16 protein-coding genes are annotated in these 23,764 nt (G+C 73.4%); 8 read left to right on the forward strand and 8 right to left on the reverse strand.

Going from position 1 to position 23,764, the window contains the following annotated elements:
• The 3 genes from ACLB9X_RS23845 to ptsP form a co-directional block, all read left to right on the forward strand.
• Nucleotides 1–185: hypothetical protein (locus ACLB9X_RS23845; protein ID WP_410362429.1), on the forward strand; the 185-nt coding region annotated here is incomplete at its 5' end.
• Nucleotides 186–431: 246 nt separating this feature from the next.
• Nucleotides 432–881 carry a PTS glucose transporter subunit IIA gene (locus tag ACLB9X_RS23850; protein WP_410362430.1) on the forward strand — a complete coding sequence of 150 codons (450 nt, stop codon included), beginning with the start codon at nt 432–434 and terminating at the stop codon, nt 879–881.
• Between the two features lie 76 nt (nt 882–957).
• Nucleotides 958–2,628 carry a phosphoenolpyruvate--protein phosphotransferase gene (gene ptsP / locus ACLB9X_RS23855; protein WP_410362431.1) on the forward strand — a complete coding sequence of 557 codons (1,671 nt, stop codon included), beginning with the start codon at nt 958–960 and terminating at the stop codon, nt 2,626–2,628.
• Nucleotides 2,629–2,706: 78 nt separating this feature from the next.
• On the opposite strand, the gene ACLB9X_RS23860 is transcribed toward ptsP, so the two are convergent.
• Together ACLB9X_RS23860 and ACLB9X_RS23865 are read right to left on the reverse strand one after the other, a co-directional pair.
• Nucleotides 2,707–3,615 (reverse strand): hypothetical protein, encoded by a 909-nt coding sequence (locus tag ACLB9X_RS23860; RefSeq protein ID WP_410362432.1) that lies wholly within the window; start codon nt 3,613–3,615, stop codon nt 2,707–2,709.
• Nucleotides 3,616–3,728: 113 nt separating this feature from the next.
• Nucleotides 3,729–5,705 carry an acetoacetate--CoA ligase gene (locus ACLB9X_RS23865; RefSeq protein WP_410362433.1) on the reverse strand — a complete coding sequence of 659 codons (1,977 nt, stop codon included), beginning with the start codon at nt 5,703–5,705 and terminating at the stop codon, nt 3,729–3,731.
• 227 nt (nt 5,706–5,932) lie between these two features.
• Between ACLB9X_RS23865 and ACLB9X_RS23870 the strand changes: the two genes are divergently transcribed.
• A complete protein-coding gene (locus ACLB9X_RS23870; protein WP_410362434.1) occupies nt 5,933–8,311 on the forward strand; it encodes a TIM-barrel domain-containing protein in 2,379 nt (792 codons plus the stop codon).
• Between the two features lie 96 nt (nt 8,312–8,407).
• On the opposite strand, the gene ACLB9X_RS23875 is transcribed toward ACLB9X_RS23870, so the two are convergent.
• Nucleotides 8,408–8,938, reverse strand: a complete 531-nt coding sequence (locus ACLB9X_RS23875) for an NUDIX domain-containing protein (RefSeq protein WP_410362435.1) — start codon at nt 8,936–8,938, stop codon at nt 8,408–8,410.
• Between the two features lie 39 nt (nt 8,939–8,977).
• Here ACLB9X_RS23875 and ACLB9X_RS23880 point away from each other — a divergent pair, with 39 nt between their 5' ends.
• The 3 genes from ACLB9X_RS23880 (at nt 8,978) to glpK (ending at nt 12,453) form a co-directional block, all read left to right on the forward strand.
• Nucleotides 8,978–9,793, forward strand: coding sequence for a M15 family metallopeptidase (locus ACLB9X_RS23880; protein WP_410362436.1), 816 nt, complete (start codon nt 8,978–8,980; stop codon nt 9,791–9,793).
• A gap of 329 nt (nt 9,794–10,122) precedes the next feature.
• Nucleotides 10,123–10,884 (forward strand): MIP/aquaporin family protein, encoded by a 762-nt coding sequence (locus ACLB9X_RS23885; protein WP_410362437.1) that lies wholly within the window; start codon nt 10,123–10,125, stop codon nt 10,882–10,884.
• A 54-nt stretch (nt 10,885–10,938) separates the two neighbouring features.
• Complete coding sequence (gene glpK / locus ACLB9X_RS23890) at nt 10,939–12,453, forward strand: glycerol kinase GlpK (RefSeq protein ID WP_410362438.1); 1,515 nt, start codon at nt 10,939–10,941, stop codon at nt 12,451–12,453.
• 183 nt (nt 12,454–12,636) lie between these two features.
• Here glpK and ACLB9X_RS23895 read toward each other — a convergent pair whose 3' ends face one another.
• From ACLB9X_RS23895 to ACLB9X_RS23910, 4 genes are read right to left on the reverse strand one after another with little or no spacing between them, the layout of a single operon-like run.
• Nucleotides 12,637–13,242, reverse strand: a complete 606-nt coding sequence (locus ACLB9X_RS23895; RefSeq protein ID WP_410362439.1) for a GTP-binding protein — start codon at nt 13,240–13,242, stop codon at nt 12,637–12,639.
• Nucleotides 13,223–13,627, reverse strand: a complete 405-nt coding sequence (locus ACLB9X_RS23900) for a DUF742 domain-containing protein (RefSeq protein ID WP_410362440.1) — start codon at nt 13,625–13,627, stop codon at nt 13,223–13,225. The genes ACLB9X_RS23895 and ACLB9X_RS23900 overlap by 20 nt, the downstream gene beginning before the upstream one ends.
• Nucleotides 13,628–13,636: 9 nt before the next feature.
• The gene (locus ACLB9X_RS23905; RefSeq protein WP_410362441.1) at nt 13,637–14,092 is read right to left on the reverse strand and encodes a roadblock/LC7 domain-containing protein; all 456 of its coding nucleotides are present in this window, start codon (nt 14,090–14,092) and stop codon (nt 13,637–13,639) included.
• Nucleotides 14,089–16,944, reverse strand: a complete 2,856-nt coding sequence (locus tag ACLB9X_RS23910) for a nitrate- and nitrite sensing domain-containing protein (RefSeq protein ID WP_410362442.1) — start codon at nt 16,942–16,944, stop codon at nt 14,089–14,091. The genes ACLB9X_RS23905 and ACLB9X_RS23910 overlap by 4 nt, the downstream gene beginning before the upstream one ends.
• Nucleotides 16,945–17,446: 502 nt before the next feature.
• On the opposite strand from ACLB9X_RS23910, the gene ACLB9X_RS23915 reads away from it, so the two are divergent.
• Complete coding sequence (locus ACLB9X_RS23915; protein WP_410362443.1) at nt 17,447–17,965, forward strand: hypothetical protein; 519 nt, start codon at nt 17,447–17,449, stop codon at nt 17,963–17,965.
• 489 nt (nt 17,966–18,454) lie between these two features.
• Here the strand turns inward: ACLB9X_RS23915 and ACLB9X_RS23920 are convergent, their stop codons facing one another.
• Entirely contained in the window at nt 18,455–23,641 is a 5,187-nt protein-coding gene (locus tag ACLB9X_RS23920) for a hypothetical protein (protein WP_410362444.1), read from the reverse strand.
• Nucleotides 23,642–23,764 lie beyond the last annotated feature (123 nt).

Consider the following 23,764-nt stretch of genomic DNA (forward strand, 5'->3'; position numbering starts at 1 on the left):
ATCCGGAGATGGACGGGGTATCAACATATCTGGCGTTGATTTTTGGCACGCTGTTGAGTTCTCAAGGAACGGACGCTTCCTTTGTACTCACCCTCGTCGGGCTTTCCTCCGGGCGCTTCCCTTCGGTGTTTCCAACACTATCAGGCTTTCTTACTCCTTCTGACCACCACCCAGCAGTGGTTTAGACCAGTTAGGATCTCGGCTTGATAGCGCTGCCGACCCCCGACTCAACGTCGCGTTGGGGTCAGGCAGGGGTACGACAGTACAGCTCGGCCGCAGTCGAGGCAAATCGTTTGCGGTGCTCCCCTAGGTCCGTCAACTAGCAGCTGTCAGGCGGAACTAGGACTTCGCATGACATACCCTGCTGAACAGTGCGTCGTCGGGTACAAGCAGTGACGACGCAGCACGAAATCCCCGCCCTGGGAGGCTCCATGACTACAGTGACGTCCCCTCTCGCCGGACGGGCCATCGGGCTCGCGGCCGTGCCCGACCCCGTATTCTCCGGCGCGATGGTCGGCCCTGGGACTGCGATCGATCCCGAGCCCGGGGCCACAGAAGTGGTCTCCCCCGTCGCGGGCATCGTCGTCTCTCTCCACCCGCACGCGTTCGTCGTCGTCGATGAAGAGGGGCACGGCGTGCTGACGCATCTCGGCATCGACACCGTGCAGCTCAACGGTGAGGGCTTCGAGTTGCTCGTCAGCAAGGGCGACACCGTGCAGCGCGGACAGGCCGTGGTCCGGTGGGACCCGGCGGCGGTAGAGGCGGCCGGGAAGTCGCCGATCTGTCCGATCGTGGCGCTCGAGGCCACCCCCGACTCCCTCTCGGACCTCCGTGAGGACGGCGACGTGAAGGCCGGCGACAGCCTCTTCGGCTGGCAGTGACCGCCGCACGCCGGTGACGGCGTTTTCCACATCGACCGCGGCGGCACGGACCGTCGCTCAATCGGAGACGGGTGACATGGAGACAACGCTGCGAGGCGTCGGCGTGAGCCACGGGGTGGCGATCGGCGAAGTGCGGCACATGGGCACGGCGGTTCTCGAGCCGCCGGCCAAGCAGATACCGGCGGAGGACGCGGAGCGCGAGCAGGGGCGGGCACGGAAGGCCGTCGAGGCCGTGGCCGCCGATCTGATCGCCCGGGGCAACCTCGCCGGCGGCGAGGCGCAGGCCGTGCTCGAGGCCCAGGCCATGATGGCGCAGGACCCCGAGCTGATGGCGGACGTGGAGCGCCGCATCGCCGTGGGCAGCACGGCGGAGCGTGCCGTGTACGACGCTTTCGCCGCGTACCGGGCCCTGCTGGCGGGTGCCGGGGAGTACCTGGCCGGACGGGTCGCGGACCTGGACGACGTGCGGAACCGGATCGTGGCTCGGCTGCTCGGGGTGCCGATGCCGGGTGTCCCGGACAGCGACGAGCCGTACGTCCTGCTCGCACGCGATCTGGCGCCGGCCGACACAGCGCTGCTTGACCCGGCGCTCGTGCTCGGCTTCGTGACCGAGGAGGGCGGTCCCACGAGCCACAGCGCGATCCTGGCGCGGGCGCTCGGTGTCCCCGCGGTCGTGGCTCTGCCGGGTGCGGGTGAGCTGGCCGAGGGCACGCTGATCGCGGTGGACGGCAGCACGGGAGAGATCTTCGTCGAGCCGAGCGCCGAGAAGCGGGCCGAGATGGAGCGGGCCGCGGCCGAGCGCAAGGCCGCGCTGGCGGCGTCGAGCGGTCCGGGCGCGACGTCGGACGGGCACAAGGTGCCGCTGCTGGCGAACGTGGGCGGCCCTGCGGACGTGCCGGCGGCGGTGGATGCCGGCGCCGAGGGCGTCGGGCTGTTCCGTACCGAGTTCCTCTTCCTCGACGACAGCAAGCGGGCGCCGTCCGAGGAGAAGCAGGTCCAGGCGTACCGCCAGGTGCTGGAGGCGTTTCCCGAGGGCCGGGTCGTGGTGCGCGTCCTCGATGCGGGTGCCGACAAGCCGCTCGACTTCCTGACGCCGGCCGACGAGCCGAACCCGGCTCTCGGTGTCCGCGGGCTGCGCTCGCTGCTGGACCATCCGGAGGTGCTGCGGACGCAGCTGTCCGCGCTGTCGAAGGCGGCGCAGGGCCTGCCCGTGTACCTGGAGGTCATGGCGCCGATGGTCGCGGACCGTACGGACGCGAAGGCGTTCGCGGACGCGTGCCGAGAGGCGGGTCTGCAGGCCAAGTTCGGCGCGATGGTGGAGATCCCGTCCGCCGCGCTGCGGGCGCGCGCGATCCTGCAGGAGGTGGAGTTCCTTTCACTGGGGACCAACGACCTCGCTCAGTACACGTTCGCCGCCGACCGTCAGGTGGGGGCGGTGTCGAGGCTGCAGGATCCGTGGCAGCCGGCGCTGCTGGACCTGGTGGCGCTGGCCGCCGAGGCCGCCAAGGCCGAGGCCAAGAGCTGTGGTGTGTGCGGTGAGGCGGCCTCCGATCCGCTGCTCGCGTGTGTGCTGACGGGTCTGGGTGTCACGTCGCTGTCGATGGGTGCGGCGTCCATTCCTTATGTGCGCGCGACGCTGGCCAAGTACACGCTGGCGCAGTGCGAGCGTGCCGCGGCCGCGGCGCGTGCCGCCGACACCGCCGAGGAGGCGCGGCTGGCCGCGCAGGCGGTGCTGTCCGGCGAGTAGTCGTCGGCGGGTGCTGTGGGAGGGGGCTTTCCGCGGGGTGCGGGAGGCCCCCTTCGCCGTTCGGTGAGGGATGGCCGGTCAGTGGTGGATGTCCGGGTCGTCGGTGGTGACGGGGAATCCTGCGCAGTACTCGACGCCGGGCTCGGGCGACAGCGGTTCGCCGGTGGCCGCGTCGGTGCAGTAGGCGCTGAAGACCTCGCCCGCGGTGAGCGGGATCAGCCGGCCGTGGTCGAGGCGCCAGCCGTGGAGGTGGTCGGGGCTGCCGGGGCGGCTGGTGCGCAGGACGACTCCGCCGGTGGTTTCCAGGGCGATTCCGGCAGCGAGGACGGTGACGAACTCGGCGCCCTCGTCGGCGTCGATCTCGGCGGTGGCCGTGGCGGAGCCGTGGGCGTGGAGCACGCCGAGGAGCTGCTCGTCGGGGCCGGGCACGCTGCACACGAGGTGGTGGGTGCCCGGTCCGGCGACTTCGAGGAGTCTCATGAGGATCCGGGACGCCCGGTCGAATGCGGAGCGTCCGATGTCCTGGCCGCAGTCGGCGCAGGTGCCGAGATCGGCGAGGAGCAGGGTCGCGTACTGCCAGGTGGCGTGGCGGACGGCCTGGTCGATGAGCCGGGGCAGCAGCTCGGCCAGTGGCTGTCCGGTGTAGGGGACGGTGGGGCCGCGGCCGGTGAGCTCGGCGGTGAAGCGGCTGCGGGCCTCGGGGGTGTCGGCGTCGAGGCCGGTCCCGGTGCAGAACTCCGCGAATTCCTCCGGGTCGAAGAGCGCGACCGTGGTGTGCAGCTGCCGGGTCGCGAGCGTCTTCAGGAGCTGTTCGGACTGGCGGAGATAGGTGGTGTGGTCGTCGAAGGTGAAGCTGCGGTAGCGGCGCATCGCGGTGAAGTCCCGGACGTCGGCGAGGATGCCGACGGTGCTGGGGACTTCTCGGCGCAGGGTGCGCCGCATCGATGCGTGGGTGCCGGGCCGCTTGGACCTGCTGGTGTGCGCCATGCTGGTTCCCCCTGAGCGCTGTTGGTCACTGCTCATTCACGGTAGGTGGTGGCACTGACAACGGCGGCCGGTCGCCCCGGACGCCGCGCTCGGGCGGCGTCCGGGGCCGGGGGCTACCTGCGGGTGCGGGCCAGGTCCTCGTAGAAGCGCAGGAGTTCGAGGTTGTCGACGGATCCGGGGTTGACGGCCTTGTCGAGCGCCGTGCCCTGGAGGAGACGTTTGACGGGGACCTCGATGCGCTTGCCGGTGAGGGTGTGCGGTACGCCGGGGACCTCGATGATGTCGTCGGGGACGTGGCGCGGGGAGAGCTGTTCGCGGATGGTCCGCTTGATGCGGTCCTTGAGGGCGTCGTCGAGTACGGCGCCTTCGGCGAGGTGGACGAACAGGGGCATCCAGTAGCCGCCGTCCGGTTCCTCCAGGCCGATGACGAGGGATTCGCGGATCTCGGGGAGGCGTTCGACCGCCTCGTAGATGTCGGCGGACCCCATCCGTACACCCTGGCGGTTGAGGGTGGAGTCGGAGCGGCCGTGGATGACGACGGAGCCGGATTCGTTGATGGTGATCCAGTCGCCGTGCCGCCAGACGCCCGGGTACATCTCGAAGTAGCTGTCGCGGTAGCGGCTGCCGTCGGGGTCGTTCCAGAAGCGGATGGGCATGGAGGGCATGGGGTTGGTGACGACGAGTTCGCCGACTTCGCCGATGAGCGGCTTGCCCTGGGGGTCCCAGGACTGGAGGTCCGTGCCGAGGCAGGCGGCCTGGAGCTCGCCGATGTGGACGGGGAGCGTGGGGACGGCGCCGGCGAAGCAGCTGCAGACGTCGGTGCCGCCGCTGACGGAGGCGATCCAGAGGTCGTCGGCGACTTCGTCGTGGAGCCAGCGGAAGCCGTCGGGCGGCAGGGGGGATCCGGTGGTGGCGACGCAGGTGATCGTGGAGAGGTCGTGGTCGCGGGCGGGGTGGACGCCGGCCTTGGCGCAGGCCATGACGTAGGCGGCGGAGGTGCCGAAGAGGGTGGCGCCGGTGCGTTCGGCGACGCTCCACTGGGCGCCGGTGGTCGGGTGGCCGGGGCTGCCGTCGTACAGGACGACGGTGGTGCCGGTGAGGAGGCCGGAGACGAGGAAGTTCCACATCATCCAGCCGGTGGAGGTGTACCAGAAGAAGCGGTCGCCGGGGCCGAGGTCGCAGTGGAGGCCGAGCTGCTTGAAGTGTTCGAGCAGGATGCCGCCCTGGGACTGGACGATGGCCTTGGGCAGGCCGGTGGTGCCGGAGGAGTAGAGGACCCACAGCGGGTGGTCGAAGGGGACCTGCTCGAAGACCGGCTCGGCGTCGCCTGCGGTGACGGCGGACCAGTCGAGCGCGCCTTCGGGGGCCTCGGTGCCGAGCAGGGGGATGTGGACGACGGCGCGCAGGGTGGGGAGTTCGCGGCGGAGTTCGGCGACGGTGGCACGGCGGTCGTGCTCCTTGCCGCCGTAGCGGTAGCCGTCGACGGTGAAGAGGACGACCGGTTCGACCTGCTGGAAGCGGTCGAGGACGCTGCGGGCGCCGAAGTCGGGGGCGCAGGAAGTCCAGACGGCGCCGACGGCGGCGGTGGCGAGCAGTGCGGTGACGGCCTGGGGGATGTTGGGCAGGTATCCGCTGACGCGGTCGCCGGGACGTACGCCGAGGGCGCGCAGTTCGGCGGCGAGTGCGCCGACCTCGCGGCGGAGCTCGGCCCAGGTGTAGGGCGTGGGCTCATGTGTCTCGTCCACATGAAGCAGTGCGGCGTCGTGTGCCCGGGCCGGGTCTTCCCCAGTGCGCAGGGCGTGTTCCGCGTAGTTGAGCGTGGCGCCGGGGAACCACTGGGCGCCGGGCATGGTCCGATCGCCCAGCACGCGCTCGTAGGGGGTGGAGAAGCGGATGTCGAACCAGTCGGCGACGGCCTGCCAGAACGTCTCGAGCTCCGCCACGGACCAGCGGTGCAGCGCGGGGTAGCCGCCCTCGGCCGGTGCTCCGTAGCGCTCGGCGGCCCAGGACTGGAAGTGGGTGACGCGGGCGGCCGCGATGCGGTCGGCGTCGGGCTGCCAGAGCGGGGCGGCGTTCGCTGCTGAGGTCATGGGTCGGCTCCCGGGCTTTCTCTACGCGGTCGGTGCGCGGCGTCTGCGCGGCCCGCGGGCGGGCGGGGTGTGCGCGGACGCGGGCTCACAGGGACGATGCCACGTGATCGTCTTTCGCACCAGGGCTCTCCGCCCATGGTCGGGAGGGCGAATATGTGCTCTGCCCACGGGTGAACGACAGTTGAACAGGACCCCTGATTCGCCGGCCGGGTGGCAGGGTGAGCTGCATGGACGGTCGTGACCTGGTGCGCTCGGTGAGGAATGTCGGCTCGGTTCAGGCGTTGCGGGCGGCGCGCTCCGCGTGGCGGCGCGGCCGGGCGGACGATCGGGAGCTGTCGTCCAGGAGTGCGGAGCGGGCCAGAGTGCCGGGGGCGGCACAGGGGGCGGAGGCGCTGCCGGGCGGCGGGGTCGTCCGGTTCGCCCGTTCCGAGCTGCGCATCGTGGTCGCGACGGGCGGGGCGGTGTTCCGGGGCTGGGACGGTGCCGAGCCGCTGCCCTCGTACGGGCTGGCCGGGCCGCCTCCGGAGCCCGATCCGCGGGCCGCTTTCGAGCCGGACAAGGACGGCGGCTGGCGGGTGGTGTCGGAGCGGGTGACGGTCGAGGTGTCGCGGCACGGGGCCGTGGAGATCCGCACCCCCGGCGGCGTGGTGCTGCGTCGTGATCTGCCGCCGCGCTGGTGGGAGCCGGTCGGCGGCGGTCCGGCGCGCTGGGTGCAGCGCTGCGAGGTGGGCGCCGACGCGCGCACGTTCGGTCTGGGCGGCCGGGGGACGGGCCTTCGGCTGCGTGGGGGCACGTACCGGCTGTGGAACGGCGGAGCCGCAGGTCCGGAGGGGGATGCTCCGCACATCACGATGCCGGTGCAGATGGTGGTCGCCGACGCGGGGACGCATCTGGCGTTCCACGACACGTCGTGGGACGGCAGGGTCATGGTGCGGGAGGGCGAGGAGGGGGCGGGCTCGGGGCACGACCGGCAGGGAGCCGTCGAGCTGAGGATGGACGGCGGGCCGCTGCGGAGTTGGGTGCTGGTGGGTACTCCGGCTCGTGTTCTGCGGGGTTTCGTGCAGCTCACGGGTGCGCCCGCGCTGCCGCCTGCGTGGGCGCTCGGGCTTCAGCACGCGGGTGCCGGGGCGGACGACGAGCAGACGGTGCGGCGTCTGGTGTCCGGCTACCGGCAGCGGGGCCTGCCGTTGTCGGTGGTGCATGTCGGCGGGAGCGAGGGGCTTCCGGCGGGGCCGGCGGGAGGCGGCTGGTTCCGACGGACGCCCCCCGAGGACGCGGTGGGGTCGTTCGGCGTGGACGAGGCGCGGTTCCCCGAGCTGCCCGCGCTGGCGAAGGACCTGCGGGAGGACGGGGTGCGGCTGGTCCGCGTCGTCGGCCCGGCCGTCGCGGCGCGGGAGGATGCCGAGGTGTACGAGGCCGGGGCGCGCGCGGGGGCGTTCGTGCGGGACGCGCGGGGCGCCGTAGTGCGCGGGGCGGCGGCCTCGGGCGAGCGTGTGCATCCCGACTTCACGGATCCGCGGATCCGGGCGTGGTGGGGAGAGCTGTACGGGGAGTTGCTGGACCAGGGCTTCTCGGGGATGTGGCACGCGGCGGATGTGCCGTGGGCGGAGTCGCTGTTCGGTGCCCTGGCGCTGCCGCGTTCGGCGCGGCACATGCTGGAGGGCCGTGGCGGTGACCATCGGGAGGCGCACAACGTGGGCGGTCTGGCGATGACGCGCGCCGCGTACGAGGCGCTGTGCCGACTGCGCCCCGACGAGCGGCCGTTCCTCGTCTCCGGCTCGGGCTGGACGGGGGTGCAGCGGTACGGCGGGGTGTGGGCCGGGCCGGTGCCCGACGCGTGGCCGGGGCTGCGTGCCTCGTTGGCGCTGGTCCTGGGGCTCGGTGTGTGCGGGGTGCCGTTCGCGGGGGCGGCGGCGGGAGCGGGGGCCGGCATGTCGGCGGAGCTGTACCTGCGGCGGCTCCAACTGGGCGCGTACCTCCCGCTGCTGCGTACCGGGGAGACGGGTGCGGAGCCCTGGGGGTTCGGGCCGGAGGTGCTGGCGCACGCGCGGGCGGCGCTGCGGGAGCGGGAGCGGCTGCGGCCGTATCTGCTGGGACTGGCGCATCTGGCGCGGCTGACCGGCGCGCCGTACGTCCGTCCGCTGTGGTGGGGCTGCCCGGAGGACCGGATGCTGCGGGACTGCGAGGACGCGTTCCTGCTGGGCGATTCGCTGCTGGTCGCGCCGGTGCTGGAGCCGGGCTCGGACCGGCGGGCGGTGCGGCTGCCCCGCGGGCGCTGGTACGACACGGCGACGGAACGCGCGTACGAGGGCCCGGCTCAGGTGCTGGTGGATGCGCCCGTCTCACGGATCCCCGTGCTGGCGCGGGCGGGAACGGTGCTCCCGGTGCAGGGGGAGGACGGCCGGGTGGAGTTGGAGGTGTGGGCGCCGGCGGCGGGGCGCAAGGGTGGCGGACTGGTGGTGCGCGACACGGGTGCCGGCTGGGCGCTCTCGGAGATCGAGCGGTACGCGACGCGTCTGGTGGAGGGCCGTGTGGTGGTGGAGCGGGTCACGGACGAGGGGCGCGTGGCGGTGGACGGCCCGGTGCGGGTGCGTGGGCTCGGCTGACGGGTCGCGCGGACTCGGCTGACGGGGGCGCGCGGACCGGGCTGAGGGGTGCCCGGGCTCGGTTGACGGGCGCGCGAGCTCGCTGACGGGCGCCGATCAGCGCTGTGCGTACGCGCCCGTGAACCAGTTGCGTGCCGCGATCGTGTGGAGCGGGAAGGCCAGCTCCTCGGGGCCGCGCAGCAGGTGCCAGCCGTCCGTCTCGTCGGTGGGCCGGGGCGGTGGCAGCGCGGCGGCGGGGCGGGCGGGCAGCAGCCCGAAGAGCAGCAGGTGCCCGGCGGGCGAGCTGAGGGCGTCGGCGAGGCGCACCTCGTGCTGCGGCGCCTCGATGCCCGTCTCCTCGGCCAGTTCGCGCACGACGGCGTGCCGCCAGTCCTCGGCGTGGTCGATGAAGCCGCCGGGCAGCGCGGTGCCGCCGCGGGCGGGTTCGATGGTGCGGGTGATGACCACGAGTCCCGTGCCCCGCTCGTCGTGGGCGGGCAGCAGTGCGACGGCCACCGGGAGGGGGTTGCGGTAGGCGGTCTCGCCGCAGGCGGAACAGGTGCGGAGCCGGCCGGCTGGGGAGCCGTACGGCGCTCCGCAGTGGCCGCAGTGGGAGTCCTGGGGCACGGGCGGACTGTATCCGATCACCCTTTCCCGCCGGGGCGGGAGGTGATAAACGGTGTGCGCATGACTCGACTTGGTTCCGCTTTCCGCGCCCTGACCGTGGCCGCCGCCGGGCTGCTCGCCGTATCGGCGGCCACCCCCGTCGCCGGGGCGGCCCCCGAACCGAAGGCACCGCGGGAGTTCGTGTCGCTGCGCACCGTCGCGCCGACGATCATCCAGGAGATGCGCTACACGACGGAGCACAACTTCGTCGGCGAGCCCGTCGACGGGTACCGGCAGCCGCTGTGCATCCTGACCAGGCCGGCCGCCGAGGCGCTGGGCCGGGCGCAGTCACAGCTGCTGCGGCAGGGGTACTCGCTGAAGGTGTACGACTGCTACCGGCCGCAGCGGGCCGTCGACCACTTCGTGCGCTGGGCGAAGGACCTCGACGACGAGGCGATGAAGCAGGAGTTCTATCCACGGGTCGACAAGTCGCGTCTGTTCGCGGACGGTTACATCGCGGAGAAGTCCGGGCACAGCCGTGGCAGCACGGTGGACCTGACGATCGTGAAGCTGCCTGCCGAGCCGACACGGGATTACGTGCCGGGTGAGCCGTTGACGGCGTGCTACGCACCCAGTTCGGAGCGCTTTCCGGACAACTCGGTAGACATGGGTACCGGTTACGACTGTTTCGACACGTTGTCCCACACCGACGACCCACGGATCAGCGCGGCCCAGCGCGCCAACCGGCAGCTGCTGAAGGGGACGCTGGGGGCGCAGGGGTTCGTGAACCTGCCGGAGGAGTGGTGGCACTTCACGTACAAGCCGGAACCGTTCCCGGACACGTACTTCGACTTCCCGGTGGCGCGGCGCTCGGTCGCGGGGCACCGGGCACCCTGACGCGGCTCGCGATCGGTGTGTACGGGCCGGCCGCCCCGGGGACACGGCGTTACCGGCACCGCCCGGCTTCTTGACGTTCCCGGCCGCCGTGTCCAGCACCCGCCGTGAACTGTGCGTGCTGTCAGCGACCTTGACGCCCCATCACGGCAGGGGAAAGCTGCCTTCTCGTCGGCATCGCCGCACGTCGGCACGCTCACCACGCTCGTCCGGACGCCGGGCGGGGGCCGGGACTCCCCTGCCTCCGGGTCCGCAGCCATGGCACGCCATGGCGCACGCACCCTGCACGGAGAACCGGGGCCGGGGCCCCGGGCCAGGGCAAAGGAGCCGCCATGAGCAACGGAGACATATTCCTCGGTGAGGTCATCGGCACCGCGGTCCTCATTCTCTTCGGCGCGGGCGTCTGCGCCGCCGTCACGCTGCACCACTCGAAGGCCAGGGCTGCCGGGTGGGTCGTCATCGCCTTCGGCTGGGGCTTCGCGGTGCTGGCGGGCGCGTACACCGCGGCGCCCCTGTCCGGCGGGCACCTCAATCCGGCCGTGACCGTGGGCGTCGCCGTCGACACCGGCGAGTGGGGCAAGGTGCCGCTCTACATCGCCGCGCAGATGGTGGGCGCGATCATCGGAGCCGTACTCGCCTATCTCGTCTACTACGCGCAGTTCCAGGCGAACGCCGACATCAAGACCGCCCAGCCGACACTCGGGATCTTCTCCACCGGCCCCGAGATCCGCAAACCGGCCGCCAACCTCGTCACCGAGATCATCGCCACGCTCGGCCTGGTGCTGCCGATTCTCGCCTTCGCCAAGAACGACGGGATCGGAGTGGGCCAGATCCCGGGCCAGGACGCCGGCATCTACGGATCGGGCATCTCCATCCTGCTGGTGTCGCTCCTGGTCGTCGGCATCGGCCTGTCCCTCGGCGGGCCCACCGGATACGCCGTCAACCCCGCCCGCGACCTCGGTCCGCGCATCGTGCACGCCCTGCTGCCGATCCCCAACAAGGGGACGTCGGACTGGGGTTACTCCTGGGTGCCCGTCGCCGGGCCCCTCATCGGCGGGCTGCTCGCGGGTCTGATCTTCAACGCGGCCTTCTAGCCGCATGCCTCGCGGCCTCGGGGCCGCTTCGACAAGGGGACGTAAGGGGACGTCATGACCGACAGGTTCGTCGCCGCTATCGACCAGGGCACCACGTCCAGCCGCTGCATCGTGTTCAACCAGCACGGCGAGATCGTCGCCGTCGACCAGCGCGAGCACCGCCAGATCTTCCCCCGGCCCGGCTGGGTGGAGCACGACGCCACCGAGATCTGGTCCAAGGTGCAGGCCGTCGTCGCGGGCGCCCTCGCCAAGGCGGGGCTGCGGGCCGACCGGCTCAGCGCCCTCGGCATCACCAACCAGCGCGAGACGACGGTCCTGTGGGACCGGGCGACCGGCAAGCCCGTGCACCACGCGATCGTCTGGCAGGACACCCGTACGGCCGCGCTCTGCCGCGAACTCGGCGGCGCGGACGGCCAGGACCGCTTCCGCGACACCACCGGCCTGCCGCTCGCCAGCTACTTCTCCGGGCCGAAGGCCGCCTGGCTGCTGGACAACGTGCCGGGGCTGCGCGCACGGGCCGAGCGCGGCGAGATCGCCTTCGGCACGATCGACTCCTGGCTGATCTGGAACCTCACCGGCGGCCCCGACGGCGGCGTCCACGTCACCGACGTCACCAACGCCTCGCGGACCATGCTGATGGACCTTCAGACTCTGCGCTGGGACCCGGCCATTTTGTCGGCGATGAACGTGCCCGAGGTGATCCTCCCGGAGATCCGGTCGTCCGCCGAGGTGTACGGCACGGCCGTGGGCCAGCTCTCCGGCGTCCCGGTGGCCTCCGCCCTCGGCGACCAGCAGGCCGCCGTCTTCGGCCAGGCGTGCTACGACACGGGCACGGCCAAGAACACGTACGGCACCGGGAGCTTCCTGCTGCTCAACACCGGGAACCGACCCGTGCCCTCGAAGAGCGGGCTGATCACCACGCTCGGCTACAAGATCGGTGACGAGAACCCGGTGTACTGCCTGGAGGGATCGATCGCGATCACCGGAGCGCTGGTCCAGTGGTTCCGCGACCAGCTCGGGATCATCCGGTCGGCCGGCGAGATCGAGACACTGGCCGCGAGCGTCGAGGACAACGGCGGCGCGTACATCGTGCCGGCCTTCTCCGGTCTCTACGCCCCCTATTGGCGCGCGGACGCGCGCGGGGTGATCACCGGTCTCACCCGGTACGTCACCAAGGCGCATCTGGCGCGGGCCGTGCTGGAGGCGACGAGCTGGCAGACGCGTGAGGTCGTCGACGCGATGTACCAGGACTCCGGGGTGCGCATCACCACGCTGAAGGTCGACGGCGGCATGACCGCCAACAACCTGCTGATGCAGCACCAGGCCGACGTGCTGGCCGTGCCCGTGATCCGGCCGAAGGTCTCCGAGACGACGTGTCTGGGCGCCGCGTACGCCGCCGGGCTCGCGACCGGTGTCTGGTCGGACCTGGACGAACTGAAGGCCCACTGGCAGCGCGACGTCGAGTGGTCGCCGCGGATGGAGCCCGAGGTGCGCGAGCGCGAGTACCACAACTGGCGCAAGGCGGTGGAGAAGAGCTTCGGCTGGGAGGAGGAGCCCGGCGGGAGCTGAGGCGACGGGGGACCACCACGGCAGCTGGGAGGGCGGCGGCGAACCACCACGGCAGCTGAGATCCCGGCCGCGGACCACCCGGAGTAGCCGAGACCGCCGTGGTGGACCGCCGCGGGGCGCCCTGGAGGCGCACGGCCCGTATCCCTGTCGGTGGGGGTACGGGCCGTGCCCGTGCGCGTGGCGTCAGGTGGTGGCGGGCTCGCGGGCGTGGTTCGCGCGGACCAGCGCGTGTTCCACGACGGCCACCAGGATCTCCTTGACCGACTCGCGTTCGCGGGCGTCGCCGATGAGCACCGGGACCTCGGGGTCGAGGTCCAGTGCCGCCCGTACGGTCTCGGCGGGGTACCGGTTCGCCCCCTCGAAGCAGTTGACCGCGACGGCGAAGGGGATGTCCCGGCGCTCGAAGTAGTCGACGGCGGCGAAGCAGTCCTCCAGGCGGCGGGTGTCGGCGAGGACCACCGCCCCGAGCGCGCCCTGTGCCAACTCGTCCCACAGGAACCAGAAGCGGTTCTGGCCGGGGGTGCCGAAGAGGTAGAGCACCAGGTCCTCGCGCAGGGCGATCCGCCCGAAGTCCATGGCGACCGTGGTCGTCGCCTTGCCCTCCACACCGGAGAGGTCGTCGACGGGGCGCCCCGCCTCGCTGAGCGTCTCCTCGGTGCGCAGGGGTCTGATCTCGCTGACCGCGCCGACCAGGGTGGTCTTGCCGACGCCGAAGCCGCCCGCCACCAGGATCTTCAGAGTCACCGGCTCCGGCGGTGCCCCTCGGCGGCTAGAGCGCCCGAAGGCCATTGATCACCTCGCGCAGAATGCTGACGTCCGGCAGTTCGGCCGGGGGTACGGGACGGGTTACGTGGACGAGTTCGTCGTCGACGAGGTCGCCGACGAGGACCCGGACGACGCCCACGGGCAGGTCAAGACCCGCGGCGAGCTCGGCGATCGACTGGGGTGCGCCGCCGCAGCGTTCGACGATCTCGACATGCTCCGGGGACAGCGTCTGGTCGTGGCGTGGGTCGGCGGCGGACGCATCCGGCACGACCAGGGCGATCAGATCGAGCCGGTGGCCGCTGTCGTGCGCGGTGCGGCCGCGCGTCATGGCGTACGGGCGGACCACCGGACCGGCGTCCGCGTCGATCCAGTGGTGCGGAGTGCGGCTGTTCCGGAGTGCGTCACTCATGGCAGCCTCTCACCCCCCGGCGGCCTGACCGGTCCGTGGCGCGGTGGCCAGGTGGGCGCCCACCCGCTTGACCAGGAGCGTCATCTCGTAGGCGACCTGCCCCACGTCGGAGTCGGCGTCGGCGAGCACCGCCAGGCAGCTGCCGTCGCCGGCGGCTGTGACGAAGAGGAACACCTCGTCGAGCTCCACCACCGTCTGGCGGACCTGTCCCGCGTCGAAGTGGCGGCCGACGCCCTTGGCCAGGCTGTGGAAGCCCGAGGCCACCGCGGCCAGGTGCTCGCTGTCCTCGCGGGTCAGCTCCTTGGAGGTGCCGGTGGCGAGGCCGTCGCTGGAGAGCACGAGCGCCTTGCTGATGCTGGCGACGCGGTCGACCAGCTCGTCGAGGAGCCAGTTGAGCTCGCCGGCGCTCCCGGTGGCGGCCTGGGCGCCGGTGGCGCTGGATGCTGCGGCGTTCGGTGCGGTCATCGACCGTCCCCCTCCGATGTCGTTCCTGGTGCGTTCCGGCCGGGGCCGGTGGCCCCGGCCGTGCCACGTTCGGCCGCGGCCTCCTCGGCGTTCTGCCGGCGGCCGCGCTGCCAGCCCCGCTGCATGGACGCCATGCGGTTGCGGACCTCCTTCGCGTCCCGCTCGAACTCCCGCCCCGCGGCGGGCGCCGTGGGCGGCCGTGCGGCGGCCGCTTCCCGCAACTGCGGGGCCAGGCTGGCCTGGCGGATCCGCCGCGGCAGCCCGTCGAGCAGCGGCGCGGCGGTGGCGGGCGCGTCGGGACCGGGTGCCGGGTTGCGGGTCGCGTCCGACGGCTCGGAGGCCGGGGGCACCGGCCCACGTCCCTGGCCGGACCGGTCACGGCGGTCCGGGACGAGCGGAATCGGCGCAGAAGGCGGGGCGGTGCCGTCGGCCGGAGGGGAGGTCCTTCCGAAGGGCGTCGGGGCATGCGCGTCGCGTCCGGCGTCGGGGGCGGGGTGGTGTCGTCCGGCGCCGGTCCGTTCGTCGACGCGGCGGCCGTGGTCGGCGACGAGCATCGGCTGCCGCCTGCGCCGCGGCAGGGGGACCGGTCCGTCCGGCTGCTCCTGTCCCGGTACGAGCCCCGGCCGGTGCTGGTCCCGCCCGGTGCCCTCGCGGCCGGCGCCGTCGCGGCGGCGGGAGCGGGGACGGAAGATGCCGCCGCGTTCGCTGTCGGTGTCCTCCAGGTCCCCGAGGGCGGCGTCGACGAGGGCCGCGCGGTCGGGCGCGCCAGGCCGGTCACCGCGCCGGTCGTCCGACCCCAGGGCGCCGACGGGCGCCTCGAGTTCCACGGGCCCGTCGAGCAGGGGGGAGCCGGTCAGCCCGGAGGGGACCTTGGACAGGGCGAGCCTGCCGTGGTCGCGCCGTCCGGCCGCGCTCTCGGTCTTGCGGTCGAGCCGGAAGCCGGCTCCCTGGGTCTCCGGCGCGTCGGTGAGCAGCGCGGCGGGGATGAACACGACGGCCGTGGTGCCGCCGTACGGGGACTGCTGGAGCGAGACGCGCACGTTCTGGCGCTGAGCGAGCCGGCTGACGACGAACAGCCCGAGCCGGTCGGTGTCGGACAGTTCGAACTCGGGCGTCTCCGCGAGCCGCAGGTTGGCGTCGAGGAGCGCGTCGGGCGTCATGCCGAGACCGCGGTCGTGGATCTCCAGGGTGAACCCGTTGGCGACCCGCTCGCCGTGGACCTGCACCCCTGTGTGCGGGGGCGAGAACACCGTGGCGTTCTCCAGCAGTTCGGCGATCAGGTGGGTCAGGTCGGCGACCGCGGGGCCGCCGACGCCGATGCGCGGCAGCCGGCGCACCTCGATGCGCTCGTAGTCCTCGACCTCGGCGACGGCTGCCCGTACGACGTCCATCAGCTGGATCGGCTTGCGCCACTGGCGGGAGGGCGCCGCGCCGGAGAGGATCACCAGGCCTTCGGCGTGACGGCGCATCCGGGTGGTGAGGTGGTCGAGGCGGAAGAGGTCCGCGAGCTCCTCGGTGTCCTCCGTGCGCCGCTCCATCGCGTCGAGCAGGGTGAGCTGGCGGTGCAGCAGGACCTGGTTGCGGCGGGCGAGGTTGACGAAGACCTCGGAGACACCGCGCCGCATGGCCGCCTGGCGCACGGCGGCCTCGACGGCGGCGCGCTGGAGGGTGTTGAGCGCCTGCCCCGCCTGCCCGATCTCGTCCTTGTCGTACTCCAGGCGCGGGGCCTCGGTCTCGACGTCGACCTGCTCTCCGGCGGCGAGGCGGCGCATCACGCTGGGCAGCCGTACGCCGGAGACCTCGTGGGCCTCCTTGCGCAGCCGGGTCAGGTCGCGGACCAGCTCGCGGCCGATGCGCACCGAGACGATCACGGACACGAGGACGGCGAGGAAGCCGAGGACCCCGGCGACTCCGGCACGTGCGAAGACGCTGTACGCGGCGGGCTCGATACGGTCCTCGTGGCGGTCGCCGGCCTCGTTGCTCTCCCGGGCGAGGTCGTCGAGGACGGGGGTCGCTGCCTCTTCCCAGCGGTCGATCTCGGCGGAGGAGAGCCGGTCCACGGGGCCCTCGGTGATGAGGCGTTCCTCCGTCTCGCGCAGCGGCACGGTCTCGGGGCTGCGCCAGTACTCCTCGTGGATCTCGCGGTCCTTCGCGGGCAGGCTCGCGAGGTTGAGCTCGTAGTACAGATTGCGCTGGGCGACGAGGTCGGTGAGGGTGCGTATCTCCTCGCCGGTGATCCTGCCGGTGGTGAGGGTGGAGGCGACCAGGGCGTCCTCGCGTGCGAGCATCTCGCGGGCCCGGAGCAGCCCGACCAGGCCGATCCCCTGCCGTTCGAGTGCGGCGTCGTTGAGGCCGTGCAGGGTGAGCAGGAAGCCGTAGGACGGGTCGAGGAGGCGGTTGAAGAACTCGAGGGCCTGGACCCGGGTGATCGTGTTGCTGTCCACGGACCGGCGCAGCGCGCCGAGGCCGTCGAGCGCGTCGAGGAGCGAGGAGAGCTGCTGCTCGGCCGCGGGCGTCATGTCGTCGCGCACGGCCTGCGTCCTGGCCTTGTCTCGCAGCGCGGCGACGACGGAGTCCGTCGCGTCGCGCCGGGTGTACAGGGCGGACAGTGCGTCGGAGGCGCGGCGGTCGGCCAGGTGGACGAGGGTCTGACGGCGTTCCTTCTGGAGGGCGTCGACGGTGTTCTGGACCGGGGGGACGACCTGTTCGGCGACGGAACTGGCGGCCAGGAGCTGAGCGGCGTCGTGGCCGGTCAGGACGGTGGCGAACCCCCACAGTGCCGTGAGGGACAGCAACGGCACGAGGAGCAGCGCCACGATCTTCCGGCGGATTGACTTCCCGCGAAAGCGCATGGCCTCCCCCTGCTCAACCCGTCTCGGCTCGGCGGGTGTTCCGGCTACAAACGGCGCGAGCCTACTACTGTCCCACAGGCAGTTCGAAGGCACGTCCGGACGATTTTCGGCCGACGCATGAGGTCTGCCAGTGGGATGTCGTGTTATGCGGGGAGATGGCATTCCCGTCTGTACCGCAGAGCAGCGTCCACACGTCTCTTTTCGGACCGGGGCAGTTGGCCGGAATCCTTCGCTTCGAGGTGCCGGAGCGTACGACGCCGGGGCGCGCGTCCGGAACACGGTCGGTACGGGCGGGAATCTTCACACGTTCCCGGTCGTCCATACGTACGGGGGGCCACGGGGGTTCACCGTCGTCACGCACCGACTCGCCGGCAGGGCGCCGCATTTCACGGACTGGGGCAGATGTCCGTGCAGGAGTGCACGAGCCGGAACAGCCGGAGTAGAACGACGGATTCCGGGCAGCCACCCTGAAGTGGGACAGAGGTGGGGAGTGACAGGATCCATGGACACGCACGAGCGCCGCGACGAGATGCCGGGCTCCGCGCCGGAGGAATTGCGGACAGCGGCGTCCGAGGCCTACGGGTCGTCCGATGCGTCCTGGGCGACGTCGGCGGATGAGGACACGCACGCGCCGCGCTCGCTCTGGATCGAGGAGCCGAAGGCCAGGCGACGCATGGCGGACCCGGTGCGGACGGCTGCCGTCCGGGCGGTGATCATCACGTCGCTGACGCTGATACAGGCGATGGCGGCGTTCCTGTTGTCGGTGACGGGTTCATGGCTGGCGTTTCCCGTCGTGCTCAGCAGTGTGGCGAGCACGGTGGTCGCGACCTGGTCCGTGCTGGACGTGTGGGTGACACGACAGGTGTGGAACCAACGCCATGGGGTGGTGTCCATGCCCAGCAGCACGGCGCGGCAACTGCGCCGCGAGCGCCGCCGGGCGCGCCGGGCGGCGCGGGCCTCCGGGCGCGAGGCCTCCCGGATACGGAGGCCCGGCGCGGGCGGGCTGTCACGGGCGGCCTGAGCTGAGCGGGTTGCGCTCAGAGGCCCAAGTCGGTGGGATGGCAGCCCCCGTGGGCCGTGGTAGCCGGCCGAGGCCGCGCCGTTGCCGTGGGACACGCCCTTTGACACGCGCCGAGCGGCCGAGGCGGCGCCGCCGCAAAGACGGCATGCGCCCGGGGCCCGGCCGACCGGCCGAAGCCGCGCCGTTGGCGTGGCCGCGCCGTTGGCGTGGCCGAGCGCCCCTTGACGCGCGCCGCACGGCCGAGGCGGCACCGCCGGCGGACCGCAGGCCCCCCGTACGTATGCCGACCGGACGAGGTCGCGCCGTTGGCCTGCCTGCACTCCCCTCGACGCACGCCGAACCGCCGAGGCGCGCTCCGCCAGCGGACCGCAGGCCACCGTGCGTATGCCGAACCGGACGAGGCCGCAACATTGCCGGGCGGCACGCCCCTTGACGCGCGCCGAGGCGGCGCCCGCGCGCCCCCCGTAGCCGGCGTGGCGGATGACGCGGCTACGCGTGCGGGGGCGTCGGTGTCGGTTCGGGCGACGCCGGGGACGGCTCGGGCACCGATTGCTCCGGCAGCGGGGCCCGCTTGAACATGCGCGTGGCTGTGATCTCGCCGTGCACCGTCTCGCCCGTGGCCTCGATCTGAGGAAGCCCGGGGCGCAGGTGCTCCTCGACGCTGATGTACTTCAGGCCCGCCCGCAGGTCCGCGTCGTTGCGCAGCCGGATCACCAGGGGGAACTCCGCGAGCGCCGTCGTGTCGAACAGGCCCGTGGTGTACAGCAGCTGGACACCGAGGGCGTCGGAGACGGCACGCTGCAGCTCCAGCAGATACGTCGCGTTGGCCCTGCCGATGGGGTTGTCGAGGAAGAGCGTGCCCGCGTGCCGGTGCTTGTCGCGCCCGCGGTCGTTGCTGCGCAGGGCCGCCATCGTGCAGTACAGCGCGATCGCCGCCGTCAGCAGCTGCCCGCCGGAGAACACGTCGCCCATCTGCCCCACCGGCACCCGCTCCGCGCGGAGCACGGCGTCCGGCTTGAGGATCTCCACCGCGACGCCCTTCGGCTCCAGAGCCGCCTGGACGCCCCGCAGCAGCAGGGACATGCCGTCCCGGCGCCCCTCCCCGTACGCGGCGGAGGCGTTCTTCTTCACCGCGGCGCGGGTCGCCTCGTCGATGACCTCGCCGAGCCGCTCCGCGAGCGCGGCCTGGTCCGGCTCCTCGAAACGGATCCGCAGGAACTCCTGTCCCGACCACTCCCCGAGTCCCTCGGGCAGCCGGGACAGCCGCTGGGCCGAGCGCAGTGTCGCCAGGGCCGATTCCACCAGCCCGCGCAGCCGGTCCACGATCGTGTCGCGGTTGCGCTCCAACTGCGCCAGTTCGTCGGTGAGCACCCGCAGCCGGGGCGCGAACGCCTCGGCCCACTTCGCGGCGTGCTCGGGCAGCGCGGCCGCGGGCAGTTCGCGGATCTGCTGGCGTGCGGGGGTGCGGACCTGCTCGTACCGCGTGGAGTTGGCGTGCCGTACGAGCACGTCACTGGCCTCGCGTACGGCCGACTCGGCGGCCGACAGGTCGGTCGCGCAGCCGCGCAGTGAACGGCGGGTCTCGGCCGCGGAGTGCCGGGCCTCCTCCAGCGTGCCGGGATACGGCTCCGGGGCGTCGGCCGTCTCGTCGTCCTGGTGGTGGTCGCGGAGGAGGTCGCGCAGCAGCGCCGCCGTCTCGTCGAAGCCGCCGGCGGCGTCCTCGGCGGCTCGGTGGGCGCGGAGCAGCTCCGTGTGCGTGGCGCGGGCGGTCTCCAGCGCCTCGGTGCGCGCTGCCAGTTCGCCGTCGGCGGTGCGCAGCAGTGCCTTGGCGTGCTCGGCGTCGGCGGGGACGAGGTCGTCGGGCAGGTCGGTGTGCGAGTCGCCGTCGGCGGGGGCGAGCCGCTCGGCCTCCCCGCGGAGCCGGCCGAGCTTCTCGCTCGCCTCGGAGGCGCGTGACTCCAGCATCTGCACGAGTGCTTCGGCGCGGGCGGCGGCTGCCTGACGGGACGGGCCGTCGGCGCCGTCCGTGCCTTCGAGGAGCTGGGCGGCGCGGGTGCGCACCTTGTTGGTGAGCCGGTCGAGCTCCGCGAGCGCGGCGCTCTCGTCGCTCTCGGCGCGGGCCTGTTCGGCGCGGAGGTCGGCGCCGACGCCGACCTTCTCGTAGAGCTGCGAGGCCGCGCGGTAGGCCTCACGGAGCGCGGGCAGGGAGATGCGCGGGGCGTCGCCGTCGTCCTCGGGGAGGTTCTCGGGGGCTCCGGCGATCTCGGCGCGCTCGGCGCGCAGGGCACGGGCGGTGCGGCGGGCGTCGTCGCCGGCGCGCTGCGCGGCGCGGCGGTCCTCGTCGGCGGCCCTGGCGCGCTCCAGGCAGGCGGTGGCGCGGGCCTCGGACTCGGCGGCCTCGTCGGCCAGTTCGCGCAGCTTCGCCAGCCAGCCCGCGCGTTCGCGCAGCCGGAAGGCCAGGCCGGCGAGCGCGTCCGCGGCGCGGCGGGCGCGCTGGGCGGCCTCCTGCCGTTCGTCCCGCACGCGCGCGGCGTCGGCGGCCGCCTCGTCGGCCTCGGCACGTGCCGTACGGGCCCCGGCGAGGGTCTCCTGCGCCTCCGCGGCCGTGGCGCGGGCGGTGCGCGCGGCGCCGGCGAGCTCGGCGAGCATGCCCTGCGGGCAGTCCTCCCGCCAGGCGGCGAGCCGGGCCGCGAGGGAGCGGTCGCCCGCGAGGCGTGCGGCGAGGGCGCGGATCTCCTCGTCACGGGCGGTCGCCCTGGCCCGCAGCGCGTGCCGTTCCTCGTCGGCCGCGGCCTCGTCGTGCATGGCGGGGTTCGGCGGGACGAGGAAGACGTCCTGCTCGGTGCCGGTGCCGGTCGCGGGCACGGGAGCGAGCAGCGCGGCGGCGGTGCCGACGGCGACGGTCGAGCGCGGCAGCAGTGCCGCGCCGGTCAGCACGTCGCGCGCGCGGGCGTGCGAGGCGGGGTCGGTGATCACGACACCGTCGACGAGCTCCGGCCGCGCGGCCAGGACGGCGGCGTGGTCGGCGGGGTCGACGGACTGGGCGAGATAGCGCCAGCCCGGCAGGGCCGGGATGCCGTGCTCGCCGAGATACTCGACGGTGGCGAGCACGTCGGGTGCGGGCGGCAGCAGCCCGCCGTCACCGAGGGCGCCGAGGATGCGGGCGTCGTCGGCCGCGGCGGTGCGCAGGTCGAAGAGCTGCCGCTCGGCGGAGGCGATGGACCGGTCCAGCAACTCGCGCAGCTCGTCCGCGAATCCGTCGAGCTCGGCGGCGCCGAGGGGGCCGTCACCGGCCCGCCGCGACGCGGCACGCTGCCCGTCGGCGGCCCCTTCGGATGCACCTGCGTCGGCCGGAGCCGCGGGACTGCGGTGCCCCGCCCCCTCCCCCTGGGCAGGGCCGCCGGACGAGAAGCCCGCGCCGGAGGGGGCCCTTTCGGGAGCCCCGGTCGTGTTGCCCGTGGCCGGAGCGCCGGGATCGGCCTCGGCCGTCTCGCCGTTCCCCCGGCGGCGGGATGCGGCGCTGTCCAAGGGATGTGCCGGTGCCCCGCCGCGGGCTGCGGCGCCGGCATCGGTGGTACTCCCGCCCGCGTCTGCTTCGGCGTGGCCGCCGGGTGTCCCGTCGTGCGCGTCCGCGTCGCCGGCCGATGCCCGCGGTCCGCGACGCCCCGACTCGGCATCGGGCCGAGCGTCCTCGGGCCGGACACCGGCCTCGTCGTGCGCGGCATCACCGGGGCGCGGCACCCGGGCGGTGGCCGCCGGGCCACGGGCGTGGTCGGCGGGGAGCGCGCCGGGGCCGCGCGGTGCGGGGACCGCCGGGCCGGGCAGTCGGGGCGCCGGAAGGCTCAGCAGGTCCGCCAGCCGGCCGTCCTCCGCGAGAGACTCGGCCGCGCGGCGCTCCGCCTCGTACGCGTTCTCCGCGGCCTGCGCCGCGTCCGCCGCGCGCGCGGCGGTCAGCTCGGCGCGCGACTCCGCCGCGGCGGCCTCCTTGGCGCGCTCGGCCGTGACGCGCGCGGCCTCGCGTGCGGCGTCCCAAGCGGCGACCGCCGTCTTCTCCGCGTCGCTCGCGGCCAGCGCGGCCCTGGCCGGGTCGGCGTCGGGTGCGGTGTCGTCGAGCCAGCCGGCCCGTACGGCTTCCGCGGTCTCCTGCTCCACCTCGGCGAGGCGCTGGCGCAGGTGGCCGATCTCGCTGCGGGCGCGCTGGGCCTCGGTCGCCGCGACCGTGGCGTCGCGGTGGGCGGCCTCGCCGGTCTCCTGGAGCGCGCAGGAGCGCTCCTCCTCCTCGTTCGCGAGCCGTTCGCCGTCCTCGGCGGCCTTGTGCAGGGCGCGTACGAGATCTCCGGCGGCCTTGGCGCGGGCGGCGAGAGCGGGTGCCGCGTCCCGCTCGGCCTCGCGGATCGCCGCCGCGACGCGGGCGGAGCGGTCGCCTGCGGCGCGGTGGCGCAGCACGGCTTCGGCCGCCTGCCAGGCCGAATGCAGCGTGCGTGCGTCAATGAGCTCACGGCGCTGTGCGGCGGCGCCCTTCTCGGCGACGGTCAGGGCCAGGGAGGCGTGCCGGTAGGCCAGTTCGGCGGCGATCAGGGAGCTGCGGCTGCGGGCCTGCTCCGCCGCGGTGACCGTGTGGGCGGCGGCCGTGACCTGCTGGGCGAGGTCTGCGGCACGCGCCCGCTCCTCCGTGGCGCGGGCGGAGAGACGGCGGGCCAGGGTGCGGGTGCGGCGCTCGGCGCCGGCATGGATGTCGCGTGCGCGCGTGCGCGCCTCGGCGGCCTCGACAATCCGGCCGAGGAGGTCGACCGAGCCGGCCGTGAAGTCCCGCTCCGCGGTGAGCTCGGCGCGGCGGCCGAGCTTGTTGCCGAAGCCGCTTACGAGGTCCGCGAGGCCGTCGGTGTCGCGGGTGTCGGTGACGGCTCGCAGCAGCAGGTCGGTGAAGTCGGAGTCCTTCTTGACGGCGAAGAGGCCGGCGGCCTCGCCCTCGTCGGCGTTCATCTCGCGCTGGTAGCGGAACAGTTCGGGGTCGAGGCCGAGCTCGCCGAGGTGTTCGTTCCAGCGGTCGTGGATCTCCTCCCAGTACACATCGAGGTGCGGATACGCCTTGCCGGCCTCGGTGACGGCGTCGCGGAAGCCCTTCATGGTCCGGCGCCGGCCGCGGGCTCCGGAGGTCCCTTCGACCGGCGGCCGCACGGCCGTGGACTCGGCGACGGGGAGGGAGTCGAGACTGAGCCCGGGGCCGGGCCGGAAGGAGTACCAGGCCTCGGCGAACTTGCGCGGGTCGTTGGACACCTGACGTCCGCGCCACTCGCTGACCTTGCCGACGACGACGAGCTCACCGGTCTGGGTGTGCTGCCACTCCAGGGCGACATGTCCGCAGTCGTCGGCGAGCAGGAACTTGCGCAGCACGCCGGAGCTCGCGCCGCCGAGCGTGTTGCGGTGGCCGGGCAGCATGACCGAGAAGATCAGCTTGAGCAGGACGGACTTGCCGCCGCCGTTCTCCAGGAAGAGCACGCCGGCGGGGGCGGGGCGGCGCGGCGGGCCGACCGGCTCCTCCTCGAAGAACTCCGCCTGGGTGGGGGCGGGGTTGGGCACCGGCTCGCCGACTCCGCGCAGGTCGAGCACGGTGTCGGCGTAGCGCGCACCGGCAGGGCCGATGGAGTAGAGGCGGACCCGGGACAACTCGTACATTTCGGCGGACTCTCAGTCTTCTTCTGGCTTCGTCGAGCGATGGCGCGTGCGGGGCGGGGCGGCGGCCGTGTGCGGACGGTGGCGCGTGCGGTGCGGGAAGGCGGCCGCGCGCGGACGGTGACG

This window comes from Streptomyces sp. 5K101 (assembly GCF_046506645.1).
In the GTDB taxonomy this organism is placed as follows: domain Bacteria; phylum Actinomycetota; class Actinomycetes; order Streptomycetales; family Streptomycetaceae; genus Streptomyces.